The 23601-nt window shown below is 30.4% G+C and carries 20 protein-coding genes; 6 read left to right on the forward strand and 14 right to left on the reverse strand.

The annotated features are described in order from the left end of the window. Positions 1–71 precede the first annotated feature (71 nt). The 5 genes from WG945_RS16470 to WG945_RS16490 all read right to left on the reverse strand — a co-directional run bounded on the left by WG945_RS16470 (position 72) and on the right by WG945_RS16490 (position 5272). A protein-coding gene (locus WG945_RS16470; protein ID WP_340866697.1) for an IS3 family transposase occupies positions 72–1234 on the reverse strand; the annotation gives its coding sequence in 2 pieces (ribosomal slippage) (positions 72–994 and positions 994–1234; 1164 coding nt in all). Between the two features lie 298 nt (positions 1235–1532). Continuing rightward, positions 1533–4151: an AsmA-like C-terminal region-containing protein gene (locus WG945_RS16475; protein ID WP_068451766.1), complete on the reverse strand. Its 2619-nt coding sequence runs from the start codon at positions 4149–4151 to the stop codon at positions 1533–1535. A 150-nt stretch (positions 4152–4301) separates the two neighbouring features. Then, the gene (locus WG945_RS16480) at positions 4302–4634 is read right to left on the reverse strand and encodes a CCC motif membrane protein (protein WP_068451769.1); all 333 of its coding nucleotides are present in this window, start codon (positions 4632–4634) and stop codon (positions 4302–4304) included. Positions 4635–4643: 9 nt separating this feature from the next. After that, a complete protein-coding gene (locus WG945_RS16485) occupies positions 4644–4943 on the reverse strand; it encodes a DUF2752 domain-containing protein (protein ID WP_068451772.1) in 300 nt (99 codons plus the stop codon). A gap of 5 nt (positions 4944–4948) precedes the next feature. Then, entirely contained in the window at positions 4949–5272 is a 324-nt protein-coding gene (locus WG945_RS16490) for a YbaB/EbfC family nucleoid-associated protein (RefSeq protein WP_068451776.1), read from the reverse strand. Positions 5273–5408: 136 nt separating this feature from the next. Here WG945_RS16490 and WG945_RS16495 point away from each other — a divergent pair, with 136 nt between their 5' ends. The 3 genes from WG945_RS16495 to WG945_RS16505 all read left to right on the forward strand — a co-directional run bounded on the left by WG945_RS16495 (position 5409) and on the right by WG945_RS16505 (position 10008). Continuing rightward, positions 5409–7511 carry a S9 family peptidase gene (locus WG945_RS16495; protein WP_068451862.1) on the forward strand — a complete coding sequence of 701 codons (2103 nt, stop codon included), beginning with the start codon at positions 5409–5411 and terminating at the stop codon, positions 7509–7511. A 168-nt stretch (positions 7512–7679) separates the two neighbouring features. Continuing rightward, positions 7680–8675: a PLP-dependent cysteine synthase family protein gene (locus tag WG945_RS16500; protein WP_068451779.1), complete on the forward strand. Its 996-nt coding sequence runs from the start codon at positions 7680–7682 to the stop codon at positions 8673–8675. An 85-nt stretch (positions 8676–8760) separates the two neighbouring features. Further along, the gene (locus tag WG945_RS16505) at positions 8761–10008 is read left to right on the forward strand and encodes an aminotransferase class I/II-fold pyridoxal phosphate-dependent enzyme (protein ID WP_068451781.1); all 1248 of its coding nucleotides are present in this window, start codon (positions 8761–8763) and stop codon (positions 10006–10008) included. A 681-nt stretch (positions 10009–10689) separates the two neighbouring features. Here the strand turns inward: WG945_RS16505 and WG945_RS16510 are convergent. Then, complete coding sequence (locus WG945_RS16510; protein ID WP_068451783.1) at positions 10690–12516, reverse strand: DEAD/DEAH box helicase; 1827 nt, start codon at positions 12514–12516, stop codon at positions 10690–10692. A 139-nt stretch (positions 12517–12655) separates the two neighbouring features. Next, positions 12656–14041: a hypothetical protein gene (locus WG945_RS16515; RefSeq protein ID WP_068451786.1), complete on the reverse strand. Its 1386-nt coding sequence runs from the start codon at positions 14039–14041 to the stop codon at positions 12656–12658. Positions 14042–14230: 189 nt separating this feature from the next. Here WG945_RS16515 and WG945_RS16520 point away from each other — a divergent pair, with 189 nt between their 5' ends. Then, entirely contained in the window at positions 14231–15850 is a 1620-nt protein-coding gene (locus WG945_RS16520) for an ABC-F family ATP-binding cassette domain-containing protein (RefSeq protein ID WP_068451790.1), read from the forward strand. Positions 15851–15933: 83 nt separating this feature from the next. On the opposite strand, the gene WG945_RS16525 is transcribed toward WG945_RS16520, so the two are convergent. Continuing rightward, complete coding sequence (locus WG945_RS16525) at positions 15934–16875, reverse strand: hydrogen peroxide-inducible genes activator (protein WP_068451793.1); 942 nt, start codon at positions 16873–16875, stop codon at positions 15934–15936. Positions 16876–16980: 105 nt separating this feature from the next. On the opposite strand from WG945_RS16525, the gene WG945_RS16530 reads away from it, so the two are divergent. After that, a complete protein-coding gene (locus WG945_RS16530; RefSeq protein WP_068451796.1) occupies positions 16981–17454 on the forward strand; it encodes a Dps family protein in 474 nt (157 codons plus the stop codon). A 142-nt stretch (positions 17455–17596) separates the two neighbouring features. Here WG945_RS16530 and WG945_RS16535 read toward each other — a convergent pair whose 3' ends face one another. From WG945_RS16535 to WG945_RS16545, 3 genes are all read right to left on the reverse strand, one after another. Further along, a complete protein-coding gene (locus tag WG945_RS16535; RefSeq protein WP_231874691.1) occupies positions 17597–18241 on the reverse strand; it encodes an acyloxyacyl hydrolase in 645 nt (214 codons plus the stop codon). A 33-nt stretch (positions 18242–18274) separates the two neighbouring features. Then, on the reverse strand, positions 18275–19162 hold the full coding sequence (locus WG945_RS16540) for a 3-hydroxybutyryl-CoA dehydrogenase (protein ID WP_068451800.1): 888 nt from the start codon (positions 19160–19162) through the stop codon (positions 18275–18277). Positions 19163–19437: 275 nt separating this feature from the next. Then, complete coding sequence (locus WG945_RS16545; RefSeq protein ID WP_068451803.1) at positions 19438–20397, reverse strand: Gfo/Idh/MocA family protein; 960 nt, start codon at positions 20395–20397, stop codon at positions 19438–19440. A gap of 209 nt (positions 20398–20606) precedes the next feature. On the opposite strand from WG945_RS16545, the gene WG945_RS16550 reads away from it, so the two are divergent. Next, positions 20607–21248 carry a protein-L-isoaspartate(D-aspartate) O-methyltransferase gene (locus WG945_RS16550; RefSeq protein WP_068451806.1) on the forward strand — a complete coding sequence of 214 codons (642 nt, stop codon included), beginning with the start codon at positions 20607–20609 and terminating at the stop codon, positions 21246–21248. Here the strand turns inward: WG945_RS16550 and WG945_RS16555 are convergent. The 3 genes from WG945_RS16555 to WG945_RS16565 all read right to left on the reverse strand — a co-directional run bounded on the left by WG945_RS16555 (position 21245) and on the right by WG945_RS16565 (position 23601). Next, entirely contained in the window at positions 21245–22483 is a 1239-nt protein-coding gene (locus WG945_RS16555) for an ATP-binding cassette domain-containing protein (RefSeq protein WP_068451808.1), read from the reverse strand. The two genes, WG945_RS16550 and WG945_RS16555, sit on opposite strands and share 4 nt — an antisense overlap. Before the next feature lie 78 nt (positions 22484–22561). Continuing rightward, positions 22562–22990, reverse strand: a complete 429-nt coding sequence (locus WG945_RS16560) for a DUF2147 domain-containing protein (RefSeq protein WP_068451810.1) — start codon at positions 22988–22990, stop codon at positions 22562–22564. A gap of 83 nt (positions 22991–23073) precedes the next feature. Further along, positions 23074–23601, reverse strand: a complete 528-nt coding sequence (locus WG945_RS16565; RefSeq protein ID WP_068451813.1) for a KdsC family phosphatase — start codon at positions 23599–23601, stop codon at positions 23074–23076.

Raw genomic sequence — 23601 nt, forward strand, 5'->3', positions numbered from 1 at the left:
TTGAACTTACACACTTTTTAGGATAGTGTCGTATTCCTCTTGGACTACCTAATAAAAATGGGACTAATTTTTTAGGCCGCATTGTTGATAATTCGTTTTAGTTTTAGTTCCATTTCTAATGGTGTTAAATAATCCAGGCTTGAATGAATTCTCTTTGTGTTATACCAAGTAATGTATTGGCTTACTTTGTCAAATAATTGCAAGTAAGATTTAAATTTAAAGCGATACAGCCATTCGTGTTTAATAGTCTTGAAAAAGCTTTCCGCTACTGCATTATCCCAACAGTTCCCTTTCCTGCTCATGGATTGTGTTATATTGCTATTGAAAGAAAAGATATTAGTCATTGTATTAGCTGAATATTGAACCCCTCTGTCAGAATGAAATATGAAGTTATTTGAAATATCTCTTGTTCTTCTAGCATGAACCCAGGCTTTTAGTACTGTATTTTGAACCGTCATGTCTTCACTTAACGCCCATCCTACTACTTTTCTGTCAGCTAAATCTATAATAGTTGTTAGGTAATTCCAGCTGTTATTTACCCTAATATAAGTAATATCTGACACCCATTTTTCTCCTATTATTGAACTTGAAAATTCTCTATCCAGTTCATTTTTAGCCAATGGAAAGCTATGCTTGGAATCTGTTGTGTTTACAAACTTTCTTCTTAAAACACTTTTTAGTCCCATTTCTTTCATCAATATTGCGATATAAGAACGGCAATAATTCAGGTCTTCTCGTTCTAACATTTTTTGTATTCTGCAGCTTCCATAAATCTCTTTACTGTCTTCAAAAATTGCCTTAATCCTTTCTTTTAGGAGTATTACGGAGTTTTTAGCTCTTACTAACCCCCTGTTCTTACGCCAATTGTAATATGCATTTTTACTGACCCGCATATATTTACACATCTTCTCAACCACAAAATCTGTTTCATTTGATAATATGAATTGATATTTTATTGGTCGCTCTTGGAAAAGATGCTTACTGCCTTTTTTAAAATATCACGTTCCATTTTCACATCACGTAATTCTTTACGCAGCGCTTTAAGTTCTTGCTCTTCTTTAGTAAGTTCCCTTTTCTTGGAAAAGTCTCCAGATTTAGCCTCATAATCCTTTTTCCAACGACTTATAAGGCTGGGAGCAACAACATAGTCCTCGCTAATTTGTTTTGCCTTGATTCCTGATTGCAATAGTTCTACTATTGTAACCTTTAATTCGTTATCGTATCTTTTTGCCATAATTCAAATATATAATTTATGACCGTAAAAATTCGTCACATCTAAACTAGACAATCCAATTCATTATTTAGCTAAATTAAATAGCATAATAATTAGTAGGTTGAATTACTTCAAGACTTAATTACTATTGTCTTTCTTTAATTGATGAGAATGTAAATTTTATTTGTGTTTAAAAATCTATCCTAAGAGAATCAATCAACTAAAAGCAATGCAGAATAACTATTTTTAGAGTGTCTTTTAGAATACATTCATCTCTTATTTATAACATAATAATGTTTTTGATATATTATTCTGTTATTTATTCGTCTTTCTTTTTATTTCCAAAAAGACCTCCTAATACATCTTTCACTTTATCGGTTACCTTATCTTTTGCAGTTTCAGTATTGGTAGAATCTTTTTTAGTGTCAATACCAATTAGGTCTTTCAATTTATCTTTTCCTTGATCTATTAATTGATTCTTTTGTTTTTCAACTAAATCTTTTACCAAGTTAGCAGTAGCATCTTTAATATTAGAAGTAAATTTAGGACTATTAAAGCTACCTGTTAATGTTCCGTTTACAGGAATACTTTTAATACTAGCTGCGTCTTTAGCTGTTAATTTAGCGATTAAGTTTGTTACATCGGTTCCTAAATATTTAACAGGAATATCAAAAACAAGGTTGTAATCCATAGATTGATCAAAACCATGTGTACCACCAACTTCTATGTTGATATCGTTGTATTTTAAAGGAATTGGTTTTACAGTAACTTTACCATCTTTAAAAGAAAAGTTCCCTGTTATTTTATCTAAATTTAGTTTATCAGCATCTAAAAAACTAACATTACTACTTAATGCAGACAACACTTTAGAGTTGTTTGTATTTAATTTTGTGTTTAATAACTGCCCTAACAAATCTCCAGTAATAGTGTTTAAATTCGGAGTCATATCTTCATTTAAATCTCCCGAAACAGTAATCGTAGAATTCATTTTACCATCTATGGCTTTTGCTATTGGAGCAATAGACTTTAACATATCTAACGCTCCAAAAGATTCACCAATATTTAATTTAGATAGATTTAAATCCATTTTAAATGTAGGAGTTGTTTCTTTAGTAGAAACATTACCTTCAAAAGCAATATTACCTCCAAACACATCTGTTTTTAGGTTTTTTAAATCTACCGTTTCATCATGTATATAAAGATCACCAGAAACATTGGTTAAATTTATATTGTCATAGGCTACTTTTTTAGCAGTTGCTGTAAATTTAACATCTAAAAAAGCAGGTATTTTTAAAGGAGAAGAAGTCGTTTCTTTTGTTTCTGTAGTTGGTTTTGTAGTAGTATCTGCAGCAATAAAATCGGCTACTTTAAGATTGTTAGAGTTTAAAGTAAAGTTTCCTTTTAGCACATCATTTTTAAATATAAAACCATAAAAATTGTCTAGGTTTCCTTTTATAGATAGATCTGAAGTTCCTGTTTTTGCATCAAACTCATTCAGTTTAATAGTGTTGGTGTTAAAGGTTACTTTGGTTTTACTGATAAAAAAAGGATTCGCAACATCTGTTCCTTCATATTTAAAATCTGTAACCGTAACTTCTCCAGCATTTTTAATATTCTGATAATTGCCTTTTTCAACAGAATTCATATCGAAGTTTGTTGTAATATCTGCCTTTAAAACACCTGCTAAGGCTTTTTCTAAAGGAGCCGGATATACTTTACCAATATTAGCTAAATTGATGGTTCCTTTTGCTGTTAAATTAATATACGGATTGGTTGTAATATTTTTTAAATTACCATTTGCAGAAAAGGTATCTTCATCAATTTTAAAGTTGAATTGATCAATACTTACATAGGTATCTTTAACGAGACCTGTTTTATTTACAATCTTAGTATCGATGTTTATATTAGTAACAGATTTTGGCAAATCAGCATATTTAAACAAGGCATTTTTAGAGATAATTTCGATATCAAAAGCAGGAATTGTATTGTCTGATAATGTTCCTTTTACCACTCCTTTTACTTCAAAATTACCTTCTGTTTTAATAGATTCTAAATTACCAGCATATTGTTTTGGAAGCAAAGCCAAAGCGTTCTTAAATGATGAAGTAGGTGTTTTAAACTGAAGGTCATATAGTTGGTTTTCTTCAGCCAACTGAACAAAACCATCAAACTCTAAAGGCAATTGATTTATATAACCTGTGTTTTCTTTAAACGTGTATTTACTGTTTTTTAAATCGATACCAAGTACGGCGTCTAACGAGATTTTTACTTTGCTTAAGTAGTTTGTTTGGTCTAAATCTAAAGATAAATAACCGGTTGTTTGGGTATCTAAATTAAAAATATCTTCTGCAAAATTTCCTTCACCAGAATGGTAAATACTATCTAAACTCATTTTGGTGTTGGTACTTCTATCTAAGTAATTAAAATTGATGTCTGCCAATTCATAATCTTCAATATTTAAAGAAAAAGAACTATTGTTACTTGTTGTAGCAGTTTCTTCAGATGCTTTTGCAATATCAAAATTGCCATTTCCGTCTTTATCAAATATAATATTGATATCGCCTTCTTTTGTAACAATACTTTTTATAGAAAGTGTTTCTGTAGCGTTTTTAAAAAGTTCTGTTAGTTTTAAAGATAAGCTTAATTCTTTTGTGTTAAATAAAGTATCACCTACAAATGGAGCTTTATTAGCTACCACCACATCGTTTACGGTTAAACTAATTAACGGAAAATTTTTTAACAAACTAAGGTCTGCATCTTTAAAAGTTACCGTTGCATTTACATTGTTGTTAATGGTATTGGTTACCATAACTACAATTTTATCTTTAAACAAAAAAGGAATTGAAATTACTGCTATTATTAACACAAATGCAGTTATAGAACCCCATTTAAGTGTTTTTGAGACTAAAGATTTCTTCTTTTTTTCGGTGTTTGTCATTTTTTTACTTGATTAAATATCAACTGCAAAAATACAACTTAGACACGCTGTATTGTGTTTATAGAACGTTAAATATAACTGAATAGTAAAAAAAAATACTGTAATTCTTTCTAAGAATTACAGTATTAGTAGGTATAATTTATGTTGGGTTTATTGCCCAAATATATTATTGATTCTTTGTTCTAATAGAGCTGGGTCTTGTAATGCATCTGTACCAATCATATATAAGATCCATCCAATTACTAATAAATAAGTAACATTTAATACGATACCAATTATCCCTGTTATTTTACCAGCTGTAGCATTACCAACACTATTGTACTCTTCTGGGTTTAAGTTGTATTCTTTAATGGCCTTGTTAGCTAAAACTAAAGCGATAATACCTAAAGGCAGTCCTATAACTCCGTAACAAATACAAGTTACTAAAGATAAAATACCAAGTACTAAAGAAGTGCTCGCATTGGGTAAATTTTGTTTTTCCATGTTCAATTTTTAAAGTGTAAATAAAGGTTTCATTTTAATACAATAACTAATTACAATAACAAGCACGTTTATGGTAGTAAATGATATCATTATTTTCTGTTTGTTTTTAAATCTAAGTTTATAGGTAATCAATAAAAAAAGACCAAATAAAAGTAACGTATAAATTGCAGGATACATTTTAAAAGCAGCTATAAAGTCTCCTTTTATAAGCAAAATAAAAGCTCTTTGAATTCCGCAACCTAAACAATCTACTCCAAAAAGAGATTTGTTTAAACAAGGTAGTAAGTAATCATTTGTACTTAAAAACATGTATATTATTTAAACATGTCCATTCCTGGTATGTTGGGCATTCCGCTTTTAGCAGCAACCGCCATTTCTGCTTCATTAATTTTAGTGGCTTTTTCTATTGCTTTGTTTAAAGCAAGAATTAAATAATCTTCTAATTCTTCTGCGTCGGCAAGTAAAGAGTCATCAATAGAAATAGATTTGATTTCTCTGTTTGCTGTTAAAGTGATTTTTAGTTTTCCATCTGCAGCTACTTCATCAACTAAAACAGTATTCAATCTAGTTTTTGTTTCTTCTACTTTTTGTTGAGCTTCTTTAAGCTTATTCATCATTCCTGATAAGTCTCCTAACATATTTTTGTATTAAAATTTAAGTTTGTTACAAATTTAGTATTTTTATAAGAATTTAAATCAACCAAAAATGAGAAAAATAGTTATTCCTTTCATTGTATTAAGCCTTACATTTGCAACCGCTTGTAAAAATGAGACCATGAAAAGTACAGATGCAAAAGCTCCAGTAGCAGAAAAACAGCCTTCAAAGTTAGAAAAACACGGAGATGTTAGAATAGATAATTATTTTTGGATGCGTTTGTCTGACGAGCAAAAAAATGCCATAGACAAAGATGCTCAAACTCAAAAAGTAGTAAACTATTTAGAGGAAGAGAATACGTATTATAAAGAAGTCACCGCTTATACAAAACCATTTCAAGAAGAATTATTCGAAGAGATGAAAGGTAGAATTAAAGAAGATGATTCTTCTGTACCTTATAAAGATAATGGTTACTTCTACATTACTCGTTATGAAACAGGGAACCAATACCCAATTTATAGCCGTAAGAAAGAAAATTTAGAAGCAGAAGAAGAGGTGCTTTTTAATGTAAACGAAATGGCAAAAGATTTCGATTATTATCAATTAGGAGGTTTAAATATTTCTTCGGATAATAAATTAGCTGTTTTTGCAACAGATACGGTAAGTAGAAGACAGTATTTTTTAAGAATTAAAAACTTAGAAACTGGCGAAATTTATAAAGACATTATAGAAAATACAACAGGAGGCTCTGTTTGGGCAAACGATAATAAAACTATTTTCTACACCAAAAAGAACCCAGAAACATTAAGAAGTGAAAAGGTTTTTAGACATGTTTTAGGTACACCAACCTCTGAAGATGTAGAAGTTTTTCATGAAAACGACGATACATTTGGTACCTATGTAACCAAATCTAAATCTGATAAATATATTATAATTGGTTCTTACAATACAATTTCTACAGAAGCACAGTATTTAGATGCAGACAACCCAACGGGTGCATTTACGATGTTGCAGCCAAGAGAAAGGGATTTAGAATATAGTGTTTCTCATTTTGGAGATTATTTTTATTTATTAACTAATAAAGATAATGCTATCAATTTTAAATTGATGAAAACACCAATTACAAATACTTCTAAAGACAATTGGGTAGACGTAATTCCGCATAGAGACGATACTTTATTAGAAGATTTTTCTATTTTTAAAGACTATTTAGTTTTAGAAGAGCGTACCAATGGTTTAAATAAAATACGTATTAAGCGTTGGGATAAAACCGAAGATTACTATTTGCCATTTAACGAAGAGACCTATTCTGTAGGTGTGTATGCAAATCCAGATTTTGATACAGACGTAATTCGTTACTCTTACAATTCTTTTACAACACCTAGTTCTGTGATCGATTTTAATATGAGAGATCAATCAAAAGACATCAAAAAAGAACAAGAAGTTTTAGGAGGTAAATTTAACAAAGAAAATTACATAAGCAGACGTGTTTGGGCAAGTGCTAGAGATGGTAAAAAGGTAGCTATTTCTTTGGTTTATCATAAAGATACAGAGCTAAATAATAACACACCGGTATTGCAGTATGCGTATGGTTCTTACGGATACACCATTCCAGATAGTTTTTCTACTACTCGTTTAAGTTTGTTAGATAGAGGTTTTGTGTATGCGTTGGCACACATCCGCGGTAGCGAATATTTAGGAAGAGAATGGTATGAAGATGGTAAAATGTTGAATAAGAAAAATACCTTTAATGATTTTATAGATTGTTCTCAGTATTTAATTGATAATAATTATACATCTCCAGAACATTTATACGCTATGGGTGGCTCTGCGGGAGGTTTGTTAATGGGAGCTATTGTAAATATGAACCCAGAATTATATAACGGAATTATTGCTTCTGTACCTTTTGTAGATGTAATTTCTACCATGTTAGATGATAGTATACCACTTACTACAGGAGAATATGACGAGTGGGGAAATCCTAATGATAAAGAGTATTATGATTATATAAAATCTTACTCACCTTATGATCAAGTCGAAGCAAAAGAATATCCACATATTTTTGTAACCACTGGTTTTCATGATTCTCAAGTACAATATTGGGAGCCTGCAAAATGGGTTGCAAAATTACGCGAATTAAAAACGGATAGTAATTTACTATTATTAGACACAAATATGGAAGCAGGTCATGGTGGTGCTTCTGGGCGTTTTGATGCTTTAAAAGAAACCGCCAAAATGTACACTTTCTTTTTAGCTTTAGAAGATAAATTAGAGGCTAAATAAATTAAGTATTAAAAACAGTTTCAGTATTTAAGGATTAACCGTACTTTTGCTGCAAGAATCAAAGATTAAATAAGTGTCATTGCGAGCGTAACGAAGCAAATTTTAGAAATAAAAGATAAATCCGTAACGTTGTCTCGTAATGACATTTACTTTGAGAATAGTGAGAGAATGACTAGAAACAAAGGAATTACCAATTCAATATTAGATTTAGTAGGTGAAACCCCACTAATTAAACTTCATAAAATTACTAAAAATCTACCTGGTGCTTATTACGCTAAGTTCGAAGCTTTTAATCCAGGTCATTCAGCAAAAGATAGAATTGCTTTACACATTGTACAAAACGCAGAAAAAAAAGGCATCCTTAAAAAGGGAGCTACTATTGTAGAAACGACTTCTGGTAATACCGGTTTTAGTTTGGCAATGATAAGTATTGTAAAAGGGTATAAATGTATATTAGCGGTAAGTGATAAATCTTCTAAAGATAAAATAGATTTACTAAAATCGATGGGAGCAGAGGTACACGTTTGTCCTGCAAATGTAGCGCCAGAAGACCCAAGATCTTATTATGAAGTTGCTAAAGCAATCCATAGAAAAACAAAAAATTCGGTGTATATAAATCAGTATTTTAATGAGCTAAATATAGAAGCACATTACAAAAGTACAGGTCCGGAGATTTGGGAACAAACTGAAGGTAAAATTACGCATTTAGTAGTTGCTAGTGGTACAGGAGGTACTATTTCTGGTACTGGAAAATACTTGAAAGAGCAAAACCCAAACATTAAAGTTTTAGGTGTTGATGCTATAGGTTCTGTACTAAAAAAATATCATGAAACTAAAGAGTTAGATTTAAATGAGGTAAGTCCTTATAAAATTGAAGGATTGGGTAAAAACTTAATTCCAACTGCTACCGATTTTGATGTTATAGATATTTATGAAAAAGTAACTGATAAAGAGGCTGCACTAGAGGCTAGAAATATTGTAAGGAAAGAAGGTATTTTTCCGGGGTATACAAGTGGAGCGGTAATGCAGGCTACTAAACAATATGCCGCTAAAGATATGTTTACAGAAGATAGTTTTGTAGTTTTAGTTTTTGCAGATCACGGTTCTCGTTATATGAATAAAATTTATAGCGATGATTGGATGAAAGAAAACAATTTTTTGTAAAAAAGAATAGAAAAGAACGCAATTTGATTTACTGCAAAAAAAGCAGTTTCTTTGCGTTTCGAATAACAATAATAAAATAGAGCACATGGCGAAAGATTTATTTGAAAGAATAGAAGCAGATAAAGGCCCTTTGGGTAAATGGGCAAAACAAGCAGAAGGCTATTATGTTTTCCCTAAGTTAGAAGGACCAATTTCTAATAGAATGTCTTTTAATGGAAAGAAAGTTGTTACTTGGAGTATCAACGATTATTTAGGATTGGCTAATCACCCAGAAGTTATAAAAGTAGATGGTGCTGCAGCTGCAGAATATGGTATGGCTTACCCAATGGGGGCTAGAATGATGTCTGGTCATACAGAATTTCATGAGCAATTAGAGCAAGAATGTGCGGAGTTTGTTGAAAAAGATGCTGCTTATTTAGTGAATTTTGGTTACCAAGGAATGGTATCTGCAATTGATGCTTTGGTTACCAAACATGATGTTATTGTTTATGACATGGATACACATGCTTGTATTATAGACGGAGTTCGTTTACATGCTGGTAAACGTTTTGTTTATAAGCATAATGACATGGATAGTTTTGAGAAAAACATTAAGCGTGCTCAAAAAATGGCAGAGAAAACAGGCGGAGGAATCTTAGTGATTTCTGAAGGTGTTTTTGGAATGCGAGGAGAACAAGGGCGTTTAAAAGAAATTGTTGCTTTTAAAAAAGAATATAATTTTAGATTACTAGTAGACGATGCACACGGTTTTGGTACTTTAGGTAAAGACGGTAAAGGAACAGGTGTAGAGCAAGGTGTACAAGATGAAATAGATGTGTATTTTGCAACGTTTGCTAAATCAATGGCTGGTATTGGTGCTTTTTTTGCAGGAAGTAAAGAAGTGATTCAATATTTACAATACAATATGCGTTCTCAAATGTTTGCAAAATCATTACCAATGGCAATGGTTAAAGGAGCATTAAAACGTTTAGATATGTTACGTACAATGCCGGAATTGAAAGAAACTTTGTGGAAAAATACAAATGCCTTACAATCTGGTTTAAGAGCTGCTGGTTTCGATTTAGGAACGACTCAAACTTGTATTACACCGGTGTTTTTAAAAGGAGATATACCAGAAGCAATGGCAATGGTAAATGATTTACGTGAAAATCACGGAATTTTCTGTTCTATTGTTGTATATCCTGTAATACCAAAAGGATTAATTATTTTAAGATTAATACCTACAACTACACATACACAAGAAGATATTGATGAAACAATTACCGCTTTTTCTGCAATTAGAGAATTGTTAGAAAATGGTACTTATAAAAAGATTGCAGCTTCAATGATGTAAAATTTTACTTTTAGATATATTACAAAAAAACCGAGCTATTTAGTTCGGTTTTTTTGTTTATTAATTTCAACTAATAGATTTAATTTACTAGCAATTGTTAAAACCTTTATCAGATTTAATAAATAAGGTTGTGTTGATTAATAGTTTAAACTGTAAAATAGAATTATAAAAAAAAGTATAACACTCTCTAATGATTTAGGGATCATGATGGAGAGTGTTACACTTAATCAAAAAAGAATTTTAAAGAATGCTTTATCTAAGTTATTCTCAAGAAATTCTTAATAAGAACATCTAAATTATAAATTTTATAGAAAACGTTTTATGATATTTATCAGTTTTATATAATTTGAGAGAAACGTGGTGTCTTAATTTTTTAGAAGTCAGTATTTTCTTGCGTAGAGATTAATTGTTTCTATAGTCGTTTTTAGTGATGTTCTTTTTATTTCAATACGTGATCAACGGAAAATAGAATAAGTTCTTTAAAGAGAGTGTTATTTACGCTTTCAATATAGTATGGAGTTGTTAAAGAGCTCTTGTAAGTATTTGTAATTTTATTTGCTGTATATCAATGTTATCAGTCTAATTTAATTGTTGATTAGTTTCTTAATAAGCTTAGACTTATAGGCATAAAAAAACCTCATCATTTATATATGATGAGGTTTATATATAGTTTAATACTATTTAACTTTCTCTACGTTTTCTTCCAAAACCACCAGAAGATCTTCTTTCTCCAGAAGCACTACCTGAGCTTCTGTTTGCTCTGTCTGGTCTTTCAGAAGAACGTCTGTCAGATTTACCTCTACTGTTAGATGATCCTTCAGAACCTCTACGTCTTCCAAAACCACCACCATCTTTTTTACCAAAAGGTTTTTTACCACCTCTTCGTCCACCACCAGAACGTTCTTTCTTAGTAATCTCTATGTTTACAGAGCGTCCATCAAAATCTGGTTGATTGCTAGCAAAAGCTTCTAATGTTTGGTCTTCGAAATTTTTATCAAGTTCAAAGAAAGAAAAAGTATCTAAAATATCAATAGAACCTATTTCTATTTTATCCCCAATATTTTGGTCGTTAATTAAACCAATTAATTTACCAGGGTTTAAGTTGTCTTTTCTACCAATGTTGATAAAGAAACGCGTCATATTTTCATTAACCGTTCTAGCTCTAGAGTTGTCTCTAGAAGAAAGGTCATTTAAGTCTTTAGAGTTTTCATAATATGCTAACATGGTATTAAATTCTAAAGAAACAAATTTCTTGATTAACTCTTCTCTGTCTAAAGATTCTAGTTTTTCATAAATACTTGGTAAAAATTCCTCCATTTCAGATTCGTTTACTTCCGTATTTTGAACTTTATCAATTAAATTCATTAATTGATTCTGAACAATTTCTTTTCCAGATGGAACTTTACCTTCTAAGAATTTCTTCTTAATTATTCTTTCGATTTGGCGTAACTTTCCTTTTTCTTTTCCATTTACTAAAACAATAGAAATTCCTTTATTACCAGCTCTACCAGTTCTACCACTTCTGTGTGTGTAGTTTTCTATTTGGTCTGGTAATTTATGGTTTATTACGTGTGTTAATTCTGTAACATCCAATCCACGAGCAGCAACATCTGTAGCTACTAATATTTGAATTGTTTTCTTACGGAATTTACCCATTACAGAATCTCTTTGCGCTTGAGATAAATCTCCGTGTAAAGCATCTGCACTATAACCATCTTTTATTAAGTTGTCTGCAACCTCTTGTGTTTCTCTACGAGTTCTACAAAAAATAATTGCATAAATATCAGGGTTTAAATCTGCTATTCTTTTTAATGCAGGGTAACGTGTTCTTTCTGTTACAGCATAATACTCATGACTTACATTGTCTGAACCAGAGTTCTTTTCACCAGAAGTAATTTCTACTGGTTTGGTCATGTAGTTTCTTGCTATTGCTTCTACTTCTCTTGGAAAAGTTGCAGAAAACAATAATGTTTGTTTTGTTTCTGGAGTAGCTTCTAAAACTTTATCTAATTCGTCTTTAAAACCCATGTTTAACATTTCATCAGCTTCGTCTAAGACTAACCATTGAACGTTTCCTAATTTTAAAGCTCTTCTGTTAATTAAATCTACGGTTCTACCCGGAGTTCCAACAACTATTTGTGCTCCTCTTTTTAAAGATCTAATTTGATCTTCCATACTAGATCCACCATAAACGGTAGCTACTTTAACATCTGGTAAATATTTACAAAAGTCTTTAATGTTATTACCAATTTGAACTGCAAGTTCTCTTGTTGGTGATAAAATAATTGCTTGTACGTTTTTACTATTTGTATCTAAAAGCTCTAAAATTGGCAAACTAAAAGCAGCAGTTTTACCTGTACCTGTTTGTGCAAATGCTTTTAAATCGTCTGTAGATGAAATAATTTGTGGAATTGCTTTTTCCTGAATTACGGTAGGTTTTTCGTAACCTAAATCCGTCAATGCTCTGTTAATCGGTTCTTTTAAACCTAATTCTAAAAATGTTGACATTACTGTGTTTTTTTGGATTCACAGAACGCCCACCTGCAAACCCGATTATAAATTCGACCTGATTATTAATGAGTTAGACTCAAAATAAAAATCGTGCAAATGTACAACTAATTTTTAGATTATAAAGATAAATTAATGATTACTTAAGATTTTTTAAATCGGAATATAATTTTTTAGAAGAAATAGATGCAAAACCATTTGTAATAATTCCTTCTTTATTAATGATAATAGATCTTGTCATTTTGCTGGTTAAGAAGTTGTTAGCTTCACTGTCTGCTGTGATAAAAAATTGATTTTTTATATCTAACTGTTCTATTCTATCTTCTGCACTTCCATCAATTTTTATTTGAATAAATTTTACATCAGGAAATTTTTTGCTTAAATAATTAATTCTAGAAGAGATATACATTGGAGTCGTATTCTCTGGATTCCAAAACAATAGAAACGTATTTTTATTTTTAATCAGTTTTTTTATAGAATAGGTTGCGTTTGTTAAATCTGTAACGGTAAAATCTACTAGTTCTTGTCCTTTTTGTAGGGCCTTGCTATCTAAAAGTAATAGTCTTACGTGATCTTTATCTTTAGTACTTGTGCTTAAATTAAAATAAGTGTCAAATGCATTCTTATTAGCATTACAGCTAGATTTTTTATAAAAATGACTGATCACTGTTTGTTTTAGAAAAGCATTTTTAGAGGCATCAGAAGTTATATTACGGTCTATCGTTTTTAATAAATCTACCGTAAATGCAGAAGAATACTCATTAGTCATTGGTTTATGACCTAATGAATAGGTACTGTTGTATAAAAAGTTTCTTATGTATTTAGAGTAAGGTTGGTAATACATTAAAGAATCATTGTTTACACTCACAGATGATCTATGCTTATAAAAGGACTTGTTAATTTTATCAAAGTCTTTTTTATTATTATATTTTAAATGCTCAATTGGGTACTTTTCTATTCTAGAAAAAATAGGATAGGTAAGTGCTACTTTTAAAACATGATTAAAACCGGTTGTTTCACTTGGGTGATGTTTGGCGTATTCTTCATAAGTTTTATCTTTTAAAGCAAGTAGAGAATCTGTTTTTTTAATAAACGCATCAGGTTTTAATTGATTTAATTTATGAAACATCTTATTATCTTTCTCTTCTTGTAAAAAACAATCTATTAAAATGTTATTTCTTTCTGCTCCTTTACCAGCATAAACGATAGACTCATCAAAATCCCACGTATTTAAACGTAACATTAAACTGTCTTGAGGTTCTAAGTAAATAAATTGATTTTCATTGCCATGTGCAAAATAATATAAACCTTCATTAGCGTTTTCTAATTTTCCTAAAAATCTATTGTCGTTTCCAAGATACAAGGTATCTATCACTTTTTCCATAGAAAATAGCACAACATATTTAGATTTTGGGTTTATAATTTTACCACCAAAATAAGTAGCTGTGTTTTTAGAATTAGAATCACAGCCTACAAAAGCGGTAATTATAATTAATAAAATTATATGAAGTAGTTTTTTAATCATATACAATAGGGATCTATTCTTTATAACAAAGTTAGGTATTCATGTGAGCTATTGTTGTTAATTCATTGTTAAAATAGTTCTTAAATTGGTCATAAAAATGAAATTATAATTTATTAAAAACCGTTTGAAATCAAGGGGGAAAAGATAAATCAAATTTGTACTTTTGCACAAAATTAAAAATAATAGAGTATGTTATCAGTTTCTAATTTATCTGTTCAATTCGGAAAACGAATTTTGTTTGATGATGTTAATACAAAATTTCAAACAGGAAATTGTTATGGAATTATTGGCGCAAACGGAGCAGGAAAATCCACTTTCTTAAAAATTATTTCAGGTGTTCAAGAACCAACTTCAGGTCAGGTTCATTTAGAAAAAGGAAAAAGAATGTCTGTGCTAACGCAAGATCATTACGCTTTTGATGAATTCCCGGTTTTAGAGACAGTAGTTATGGGTAACAAAGAGCTGTTCAAGATAAAAAAGCAAATTGATGATTTGTATGCAGACTATACAGATGAAAATGCTGAGAAAATTGGTGAACTTCAAATAATTTTTGAAGAAATGAATGGTTGGAATGCAGATTCTGATGCAGCCGCAATGTTATCTAACTTAGGTATTTCTGAAGATTTGCATTATACAGAAATGAAAGACCTAGATGGTAAACAAAAAGTACGTGTATTAATTGCACAAGCGCTTTTTGGAAATCCAGATGTTTTAATAATGGATGAGCCTACCAATGATTTAGATTTTGAAACCATCGCTTGGCTAGAAAACTTTATTGCAAACTTTGATAACTGTGTAATTGTTGTTTCGCATGATAGACACTTTTTAGATGCCGTTTGTACACATATTTCTGATATCGATTATGGTAAAATAAACAACTATTCTGGTAACTATACATTTTGGTATGAGTCTAGTCAGTTAGCAACAAGACAAAGAGCACAACAAAATAAGAAAGCAGAAGAAAAAAAGAAGGAATTAGAAGAGTTCATCCGTCGTTTTTCTGCAAATATGGCAAAATCTAAGCAAGCAACTTCTCGTAAAAAAATGATCGAGAAATTAAATGTTGATGAAATTAAGCCTTCAAGTAGACGTTATCCTGCTATCATTTTTGATAGAGATAGAGAAGCTGGAGATCAAATTTTAAACGTAGAAGGTTTATCTAAAGAATTTGAAGGAGAGAAATTATTTGATGATGTACATATCAATTTAAATAAAGGTGATAAAATTGCTGTTATTTCTAGAAACTCTAGAGCTGTAACTGCTTTTTATCAAATTATTAATGATAATGAAAAGGCAGACGCAGGTAAATTTGATTGGGGAGTTACAACTACACAATCTTACTTGCCGTTAGATAATTCTTCTTTTTTCCAAGACGGAGAATTGAATTTGGTAGATTGGTTAAGACAATATGCACAAACGGAAGAAGAACGTGAAGAAGTTTTTTTAAGAGGTTTCTTGGGGAAAATGATTTTTTCTGGAGAGGAAGCTTTAAAGAAAAGTAATGTACTTTCTGGAGGAGAAAAAGTACGTTGTATGTTGTCTAGAATGATGATGAAGAGAGGTAATGTGTTAGTTTTAGATGAGCCAACAAATCACTTAGATTTAGAATCTATTCAAGCTTTGAATAATTCATTAATCAATTTTAAAGGAACTATTTTGTTTACAACGCATGATCATGAGTTTGCACAAACAGTTGCTAACAGAGTTATTGAGTTAACACCAAAAGGTGTAATAGATAGATATACTACTTTTGATGATTATTTATCAGATCCAAAAATTAAAGAATTACGTGATAAAATGTATTCTTAAGATTTAATAAGATATTTATAATAAAAAAAAAGGAAGCTAAATAGCTTCCTTTTTTTTGTGATTTTATCTCGTTTTATTACTATTTATTTCTTCTGTAAAGGGCTAATAATTTTTACGTCAGAAAAAGAAATAGCACCTCTAACAACACCGTCAATCGTTTTCTTTAGAGCTTCTATTAATTGCATTTTTAATTGCGATTTATGATAAATTAAACTCACTTCTCTTGCCGGAGGAGGTGTTGTAAATTCTCTTAAATGGCTTTTATCCACATCATTTAAATCTAAAGTGTGTAGATAAGGTAGCAATGTCATTCCTAATCCTTCTTTAGAGAGTTTTATTAAGGTATCAAAACTTCCGCTTTCTAATTGAAATCCTTTTTTATTATCTACTTTTCGAGTACTACATAAATTAATAATACTGTCTTTAAAGCAATGACCGTCTTCTAATAGTAAAATATCTTCCATTTCTAACTCTTCGGCAGTAATGGTTTTATTTTTAGACAGTCTGTGGTTTGGAGGTATTAAACCAACAAAAGGCTCGTAATATAAAGGTCTTTCTTTAATTGCTTCATTTTCTAACGGAGTTGCTGCAAGACCTGCGTCTATGTGTCCATCAGTTAATTTTCTTATAATTTCTTCTGTAGTTAACTCTTCTATAATCAACTTTACCTTTGGGTATTTTTTAGTAAAGTTTTGCAGAAACATAGGTAATAGGGTAGGCATAATTGTAGGAATAACTCCCAATTTAAACTCTCCACCGATATATCCTTTTTGTTGATGAACTATATCTAAAATTCTGTTACTCTCATCAACAATTACTTTTGCTTGTTCTACTATTTTTTTACCTACTTCAGTTAATTCAATTGGTTTTTTAGAGCGATTAAATATCTTAACACCTAATTCGTCTTCTAGTTTTTGAATTTGCATACTTAGAGTAGGTTGAGTCACAAAACTATGCTCTGCGGCCACCGTAAAGTTTTGGTATTCTGCAACAGACAAAACGTATTTTAATTGGGTAATTGTCATTGTGTATAAAATTTTTTGATAAAGATATTAAAACTATCAATTATAATTATGCATTAAGCTATTAAATTTCTCATAAATTTGAAGTATCAATAAAAAAAATATAAAATGAACAAAACAATATTAGGTTTAGACAAAAAAGAATCAGCAAATTTAGTAGATGAATTAAATGGTTTGTTAGCAAACTTTCAAATTTATTATCAGAATTTAAGAGGTTTACACTGGAATATAAAAGGAAAAAATTTCTTTGAGTTACATGTAAAGTTCGAAGAATTTTATACAGATTCTCAAGTAAAAATAGATGAAATTGCAGAACGTATTTTAACCTTACAAGGTAAGCCGTTGCATACTTTTACAGATTATATAAATTTAGCAACAGTGCCTGTAGGAAAAAATATTTCTAATGATGTAGAAGGTGTAGAATTGGTTGTAAACTCACTTTCTGAATTATTAAAAAATGAAAGAGCTATACTAGAATCTTCAGATGAAGCGAATGATGAAGGTACAAACTCAATGATGAGCGATTTCATTGCAGAGCAAGAAAAAACAATCTGGATGTTAAATTCTTGGTTGGGTAAATAAATTTAAAAAAGGCTTTCTAATAAGTATATATACAAGTAAAACTGAATTTGTTTCAGAATTTAATTAGCAGGGTAATTGATTGCTATTAAAGTCTTAAATAAGTTCATTTAGATAAGTATTTTACTCAAAAGAGGGCCTTTTTTTAGTTTAATATATAAGAAATACCAAGTTCTAGGCCTAAAAAAGTATATCCACTATTTGGAGACTTAAAATCTAGGTTAGAGATGTGTCCTATATTACTTCCAATATATAAAGCTGTTTTTTGAGTTGTTTTATAAGACAGTCCTAAAGATGCATTTTCTAAAAAAGTAAAACCTTTAGCTAAACGCTCTGTTCTAGTGTCTATAGTTGCAATTCCTAAACCTGCTGTAAATTGAAAATCTAAGTTTTTAATAACTTCTCTTTTTAATACAAAACCTAATTCAAAAGCATATAAGTGCATTGTTTTTGGAGTTGTAAATTCAATTATTTTATCCTCAAAATTTTCTTCTGTTGGTAATATAAAATAAGAATTTAATAACTGATGTTTTATAACCTGTACTTGAGGTTGAACAATCAATTCAATATCAAAAGACTTCCATTCTCCTAAGTTATAAAATACCTGTAATTTTAATGTGTTTGAGCTGTATTTGTAATCTTTATCTTCAAATATAAAGTTTTTAACATTTGCTTTATTGTATAAAACCCCAACTTTTTTAATGTTTAGAATTCCTTTTTTATTCTCTTGTGCTTTTAAAGAATAGATAAGTATGAAAAATAAAAAAAACAGGTATTTTTTTTTCTGCATTTAATTAATAGTTACTATTCTCGTAAAGAGAGGTTATATAAACATTTTAGCTACTTTCTCAGCCTTTCTACTTTCTGAATAATCATAAAAACCTTCACCAGATTTTACACCTAATTTACCAGCCATTACCATGTTTACTAATAACGGACAAGGAGCGTATTTTGGGTTTTTAAAACCGTCATACAATACATTCATAATAGACAAGCAAACATCAAGACCAATAAAATCTGCCAATTGTAGTGGACCCATTGGGTGTGCCATACCAAGTTTCATTACTGTATCAATTTCTTCTACACCTGCAACATTGTTGTACAAAGTTTCAATAGATTCATTAATCATTGGCATTAAAATTCTGTTTGCCACAAAACCAGGGTAGTCATTTACTTCCACCGGAATTTTACCAATCTTTTTTGAAAGTGCTACAATGGTTTCCATTACTTCGTTAGACGTGTTGTAGCCTCTAATAATTTCTACCAATTTCATAATCGGCACAGGATTCATAAAATGCATTCCAATAACTTTATCGGCTCTATTGGTTGCTGCTGCAATTTGAGTTATAGAAATAGAAGAAGTGTTGGTTGCTAAAATGGTGTTTTCATTACAAACATCATCTAATTCTTTAAAAATTTTAGCTTTCAAAACGGCATTTTCAGTAGCAGCTTCCACAACTAAATTCGCATTTTTAACACCTTCTTTAATAGATGTAAAGGTGGTAATATTTTGTAAAGTCTGAGTTTTATCTGTTTCAGAAATTTTTTCTTTAGACACCATTCTATCTAAATTTCTAGCAATGGTATTCATTCCTTTTTCTAAAGAAGCATCAGAAATGTCTATTAAACTTACTTTGTAATTAAACTGAGCAAAGGTATGAGCAATTCCATTTCCCATGGTTCCAGCTCCAATAATAGCTATGTTTTTCATGTGTATTCTATATTATTTGGGCGTTTTAACGGGCTTTCGCTACTCGCTTTTTTCGTGCCTCAAAAGAGCTCAAACAGACCGCTCTATCCCTAACGCAATTATTTGTAAACCTTACTATTTATATAAAAACTATTTGCTCTTTTAAAAGTAAATATCGGTTATTTCTTAATCAATAACCTAGCCCTTAAAGTAACAAGGTATGCTTATGATACAAATATTTTTATTTTAAGCCACACGGAGGTAGTAGAATAAAATACTTGGCTATCTCCCTGTTATTAAAAACAATCAATAATCATTTGGGCAACTTTTAGCGCTTCCGTTCCTTGTCTTAGACTAACTACAGGAGATGTGTTGCTTTTAATAGCATCAGCAAAAGACTCTAATTCATCTAAAATTGCGTTGTTGTTTTCTACTTCTGGGTTTTCGAAATAAATTTGTTTTTTAACACCTTCTGCATTTTGTAAAATCATTGCAAATTCATCAGGGTTTGCAGGTACATCTTTCATTCTAACAACTTCAGATTCCTTACTTAAAAAATTAACAGAAATATAGGCATCCTTTTGAAAAAAGCGAGATTTACGCATGTTTTTCATAGAAATTCTACTCGCAGTTAAATTAGCGACACAACCATTTTCAAATTCAATTCTTGCATTTGCAATATCCGGAGTTTCAGAAATAACAGCAACACCACTTGCGTGTACGCTTTTAACATGAGATTTTACAACAGATAGAATAATATCAATATCATGAATCATTAAATCTAACACTACAGGCACATCTGTACCTCTTGGGTTAAATTCTGCCAATCTATGACATTCAATAAACATTGGATTTTCAATTTGGTCTTTTACAGCGGTAAATGCAGGGTTAAAACGCTCTACATGACCAACCTGTCCTAAAACATGAAATTGACTTGCTAAAGTTTTTAAAGCTTCTGCTTCTACAACAGTTTTGGTAATTGGTTTTTCAATAAAAATATGACGACCTTTTTCTATTGCAGATTTTGCACAATCAAAATGAGATAAAGTAGGTGTTACAATATCTACAACTTCAACAGCATCTATTAGAGATTCAACAGAATCAAAAGCGGTATAGCCAAATTCTTCTGCAACATTTTTTGCATTTTCTTTAGAAGGGTCGTAAAAACCAACTAAGTTGTATTTATCTGATTGTTGTAATAATCGTAAATGAATTTTTCCTAAGTGACCAGCACCTAATACTCCTACTTTAAGCATATATAATATTTTTGGCCTTTTAGAACAAAGTAAAACAACTCTTTTAGTATTGTAGTTATTTTAAGATTACTTGCTTTACAGCAAGTAAGTTCATTATAAAGACATTAGTTTAGTTTATCTGATTAAAAATCAGCCAAAAACAAAGATACAATTTTATGCTTATTTATATGGATTAATTACTATTTTTAGACTCCAGAAATTTATAAAAATTGAAAGATACTTCTAAACACCAAGGTCTTAGAAACCAGTTAGCTAAAGTGCTAAAAGCAAAAGGTATTATTGATAAAAATGTATTGAGTGCAGTGCGTAAAATACCACGTCACCTATTTATTGATAGTAGTTTTGAGTCTCATGCGTACCAAGACAAAGCTTTTCCTATTGCGGCAGAACAAACTATTTCGATGCCATATACAGTGGCTTTTCAATCGCAAACATTAGAAGTAGAACCTGGTGAAAAAGTATTAGAAATTGGTACAGGATCTGGGTATCAAACCGCCGTTTTATTAGAGTTAAAGGCAGAAGTGTATTCTATAGAGAGACAACGAGAGTTGTTTAAGAAAACCTCTCTTTTTTTACCGAAATTAGGTTACAACCCAAAACGATTTATTTTTGGTGATGGATATATTGGTTTAAAAGAAGAAGCACCTTTTGATAAAATTATCGTGACTGCAGGTGCTCCTTTTGTACCAAAACCTTTATTATCTCAATTAAAAGTAGGAGGTAGGTTGTTAATTCCGGTTGGAGACAAAACACAAATAATGACGTTGTTTATTAGGAAATCTGCTACAGCCTTTGAAAAACACGAATTAGGAGATTTTGCTTTTGTACCGATGTTAGAAGAGAAGAATTAACTCAACTTTTGAACTTTACCTACTGATCCATTTACGTCTGGGATGAGCTCATAGATAAAGTTTGGTTGCAAATCTTTTACTTCTCTATGCGAAACAAAGAGTATTGTGGTATCGCTTTCTTTTACAATTTTATTAATTAAAGCTACAACAATAGCAGTTCCTTTATTGTCTAAATTGATGAGTGGTTCATCTAAAATTAATAGAGGTGGATGTTTAATCATAGCTCTTGCTATTAAAACCAATCTTTGTTCTGCTGCCGTTAAGTTGTTAAATGGAGTGTTTTTTTTATTTTCTAAGTTTAATAACTCAAGCCAATCATTAGCTACTTTAATTTGTAATGTAGATGGAGTTTCGTATAGTCCAACACTATCAAAAAAACCAGAAAGTACCATTTGTGCAACCGTAATTCTTCTTTTAAATAATTCTAAAATAGCAGGACTAAAATAACCGATTTTCTCTTTTATTTCCCAAACACTTTCTCCGGTACCTTTTTTCTTACCAAACAAATAGACTTCTTGCCTAAAAGCTTTTACATTGTTTCCATAAATCATGGATAAGATGGTGGTTTTCCCAGATCCATTAGGTCCTATTAGGTGCCAAAATTCATTTTTATTGATCGTCCAATTAATGTTTTTTAAAATACTTCTTTCATCATATTCAACATTTACATTTTGTAATGCTATAAGTTGGTCTGGTATATTTTTGTAGAATGTAATCGGTTTAGGAACTTCTCCTTTAAAGCTAAAAATAATTTCTTTAAAGTTGTATTTCTCTATAGGAATAAACTCAATAATCTCATCATCTTTAAGTTCTAAAACGTGTGTTATTATGGGTAAGATTTCTTCTTTTCTATTAAAAATCTGAATTAAAGTAATCTCCGACGATAATGTAATAAGGTGTTCTTTTAAATTAGAAACAGAAGCAATATCTAAACTTTCAAACGGACTGTCTAAAATTAAAAATGCGGGTTTTTGTTCAAGTAAATAGTTGAGTAATGCTTTTTTCTGCTCACCACTAGACAAGGTTCTAATGCTTCTATTTTCTTTACTTGTTAAGGTGTTGGTGTTGTGTTTTGCTTCTTCGTCTATGAATTTGTCTAAAATAGAATTTGAAAATAAAAGTCCTTTTTTGTTTTTTAAATTAGGAAAACGGTGTTGTCCTTTTAAAATATTTTCTACCAAAGAACTTTTAGAAGAAAGACTTTTATTTTCAATTGTAAAATGGATGTTCTCCATAGTGATTCATTAATTTTTTTAATAAAGTAACATCAATATAACTAAGTACTTTTAGTTTATTCTATATTTGATTAAAAACTATTCAACTGCACGATACCAGTTTTGTGTACGGAATAAAAAGGCAATATAACCTCTTACGTTCAGCTTGTTAGCGTTGTCTTCATCTAACCAAATTTTACAGTCATATTCTTTTCCTTTTTGAGGGTCTAAAATTGTACCTCCTTTATATTCATCACCTTTCTTTTTCATGCCTTCAATAATTGTCATACCTAAGATAAGTTTATCTTTCTTATCTCCCTCACATTTATCACAAACAGCATCTTGACGGTCTTTGTTAAATACCTTAACAACTTTACCGTAAATTTTACCATTTTCTTCATAAAGGTTTACTATAGATTTCGTTTCACCAGTCTCATCATCTACCGTTTTCCAATTCCCTAAAATAGATTGTGCATTTACTGTTACTGCAAGCATTAATAGTACGAATGTAAAAAGTAATTTTTTCATGTTTTTAATTTTTTAAAGACTTGGATAAGCTTTGTCTTGATTATTTGTATTGGTTTATTAATTAATAGAAAACAATTTAATGATTAATCATATTTTGCACTAAAATTATTTTCCCATTTCCCTTGAACACGTAAAATTTGTTCAATTACATCTCTAACGCATCCTTCTCCTCCTTTTTTATAGGAAATATATTTAGAAACCCCTTGAATTTCGGGAGCGGCATCATTTGGGCAACAAGGCATTCCTACCAATTCCATAACAGGATAGTCTGGAATGTCGTCTCCCATGTACAATACGTTTTCTGGTTTTAAATTGTACTTTTCTACCAATTCATTGTATTGCTTAATTTTATCGTGAGCACCTAAATATATATCTTTAATTCCTAAATTAGCCAAACGCGTTCTTACTCCTTCGTTTTTTCCACCAGAAATAATACAAACATTTAAGCCTTTATCTACGGCAGTTTTTAGAGCGTAACCATCTTTAATATTCATGTGTCTTATTAATTCTCCGTCAGGCATAATGGTAACCATTCCGTTGGTTAGCACACCGTCTACATCAAAAATTAAAGTATTTATTTGTGGTAATAATTGTTTGTAACTAATTTCCAT

Source organism: Polaribacter atrinae (assembly GCF_038023995.1).
GTDB classification, from domain to species: domain Bacteria; phylum Bacteroidota; class Bacteroidia; order Flavobacteriales; family Flavobacteriaceae; genus Polaribacter; species Polaribacter atrinae.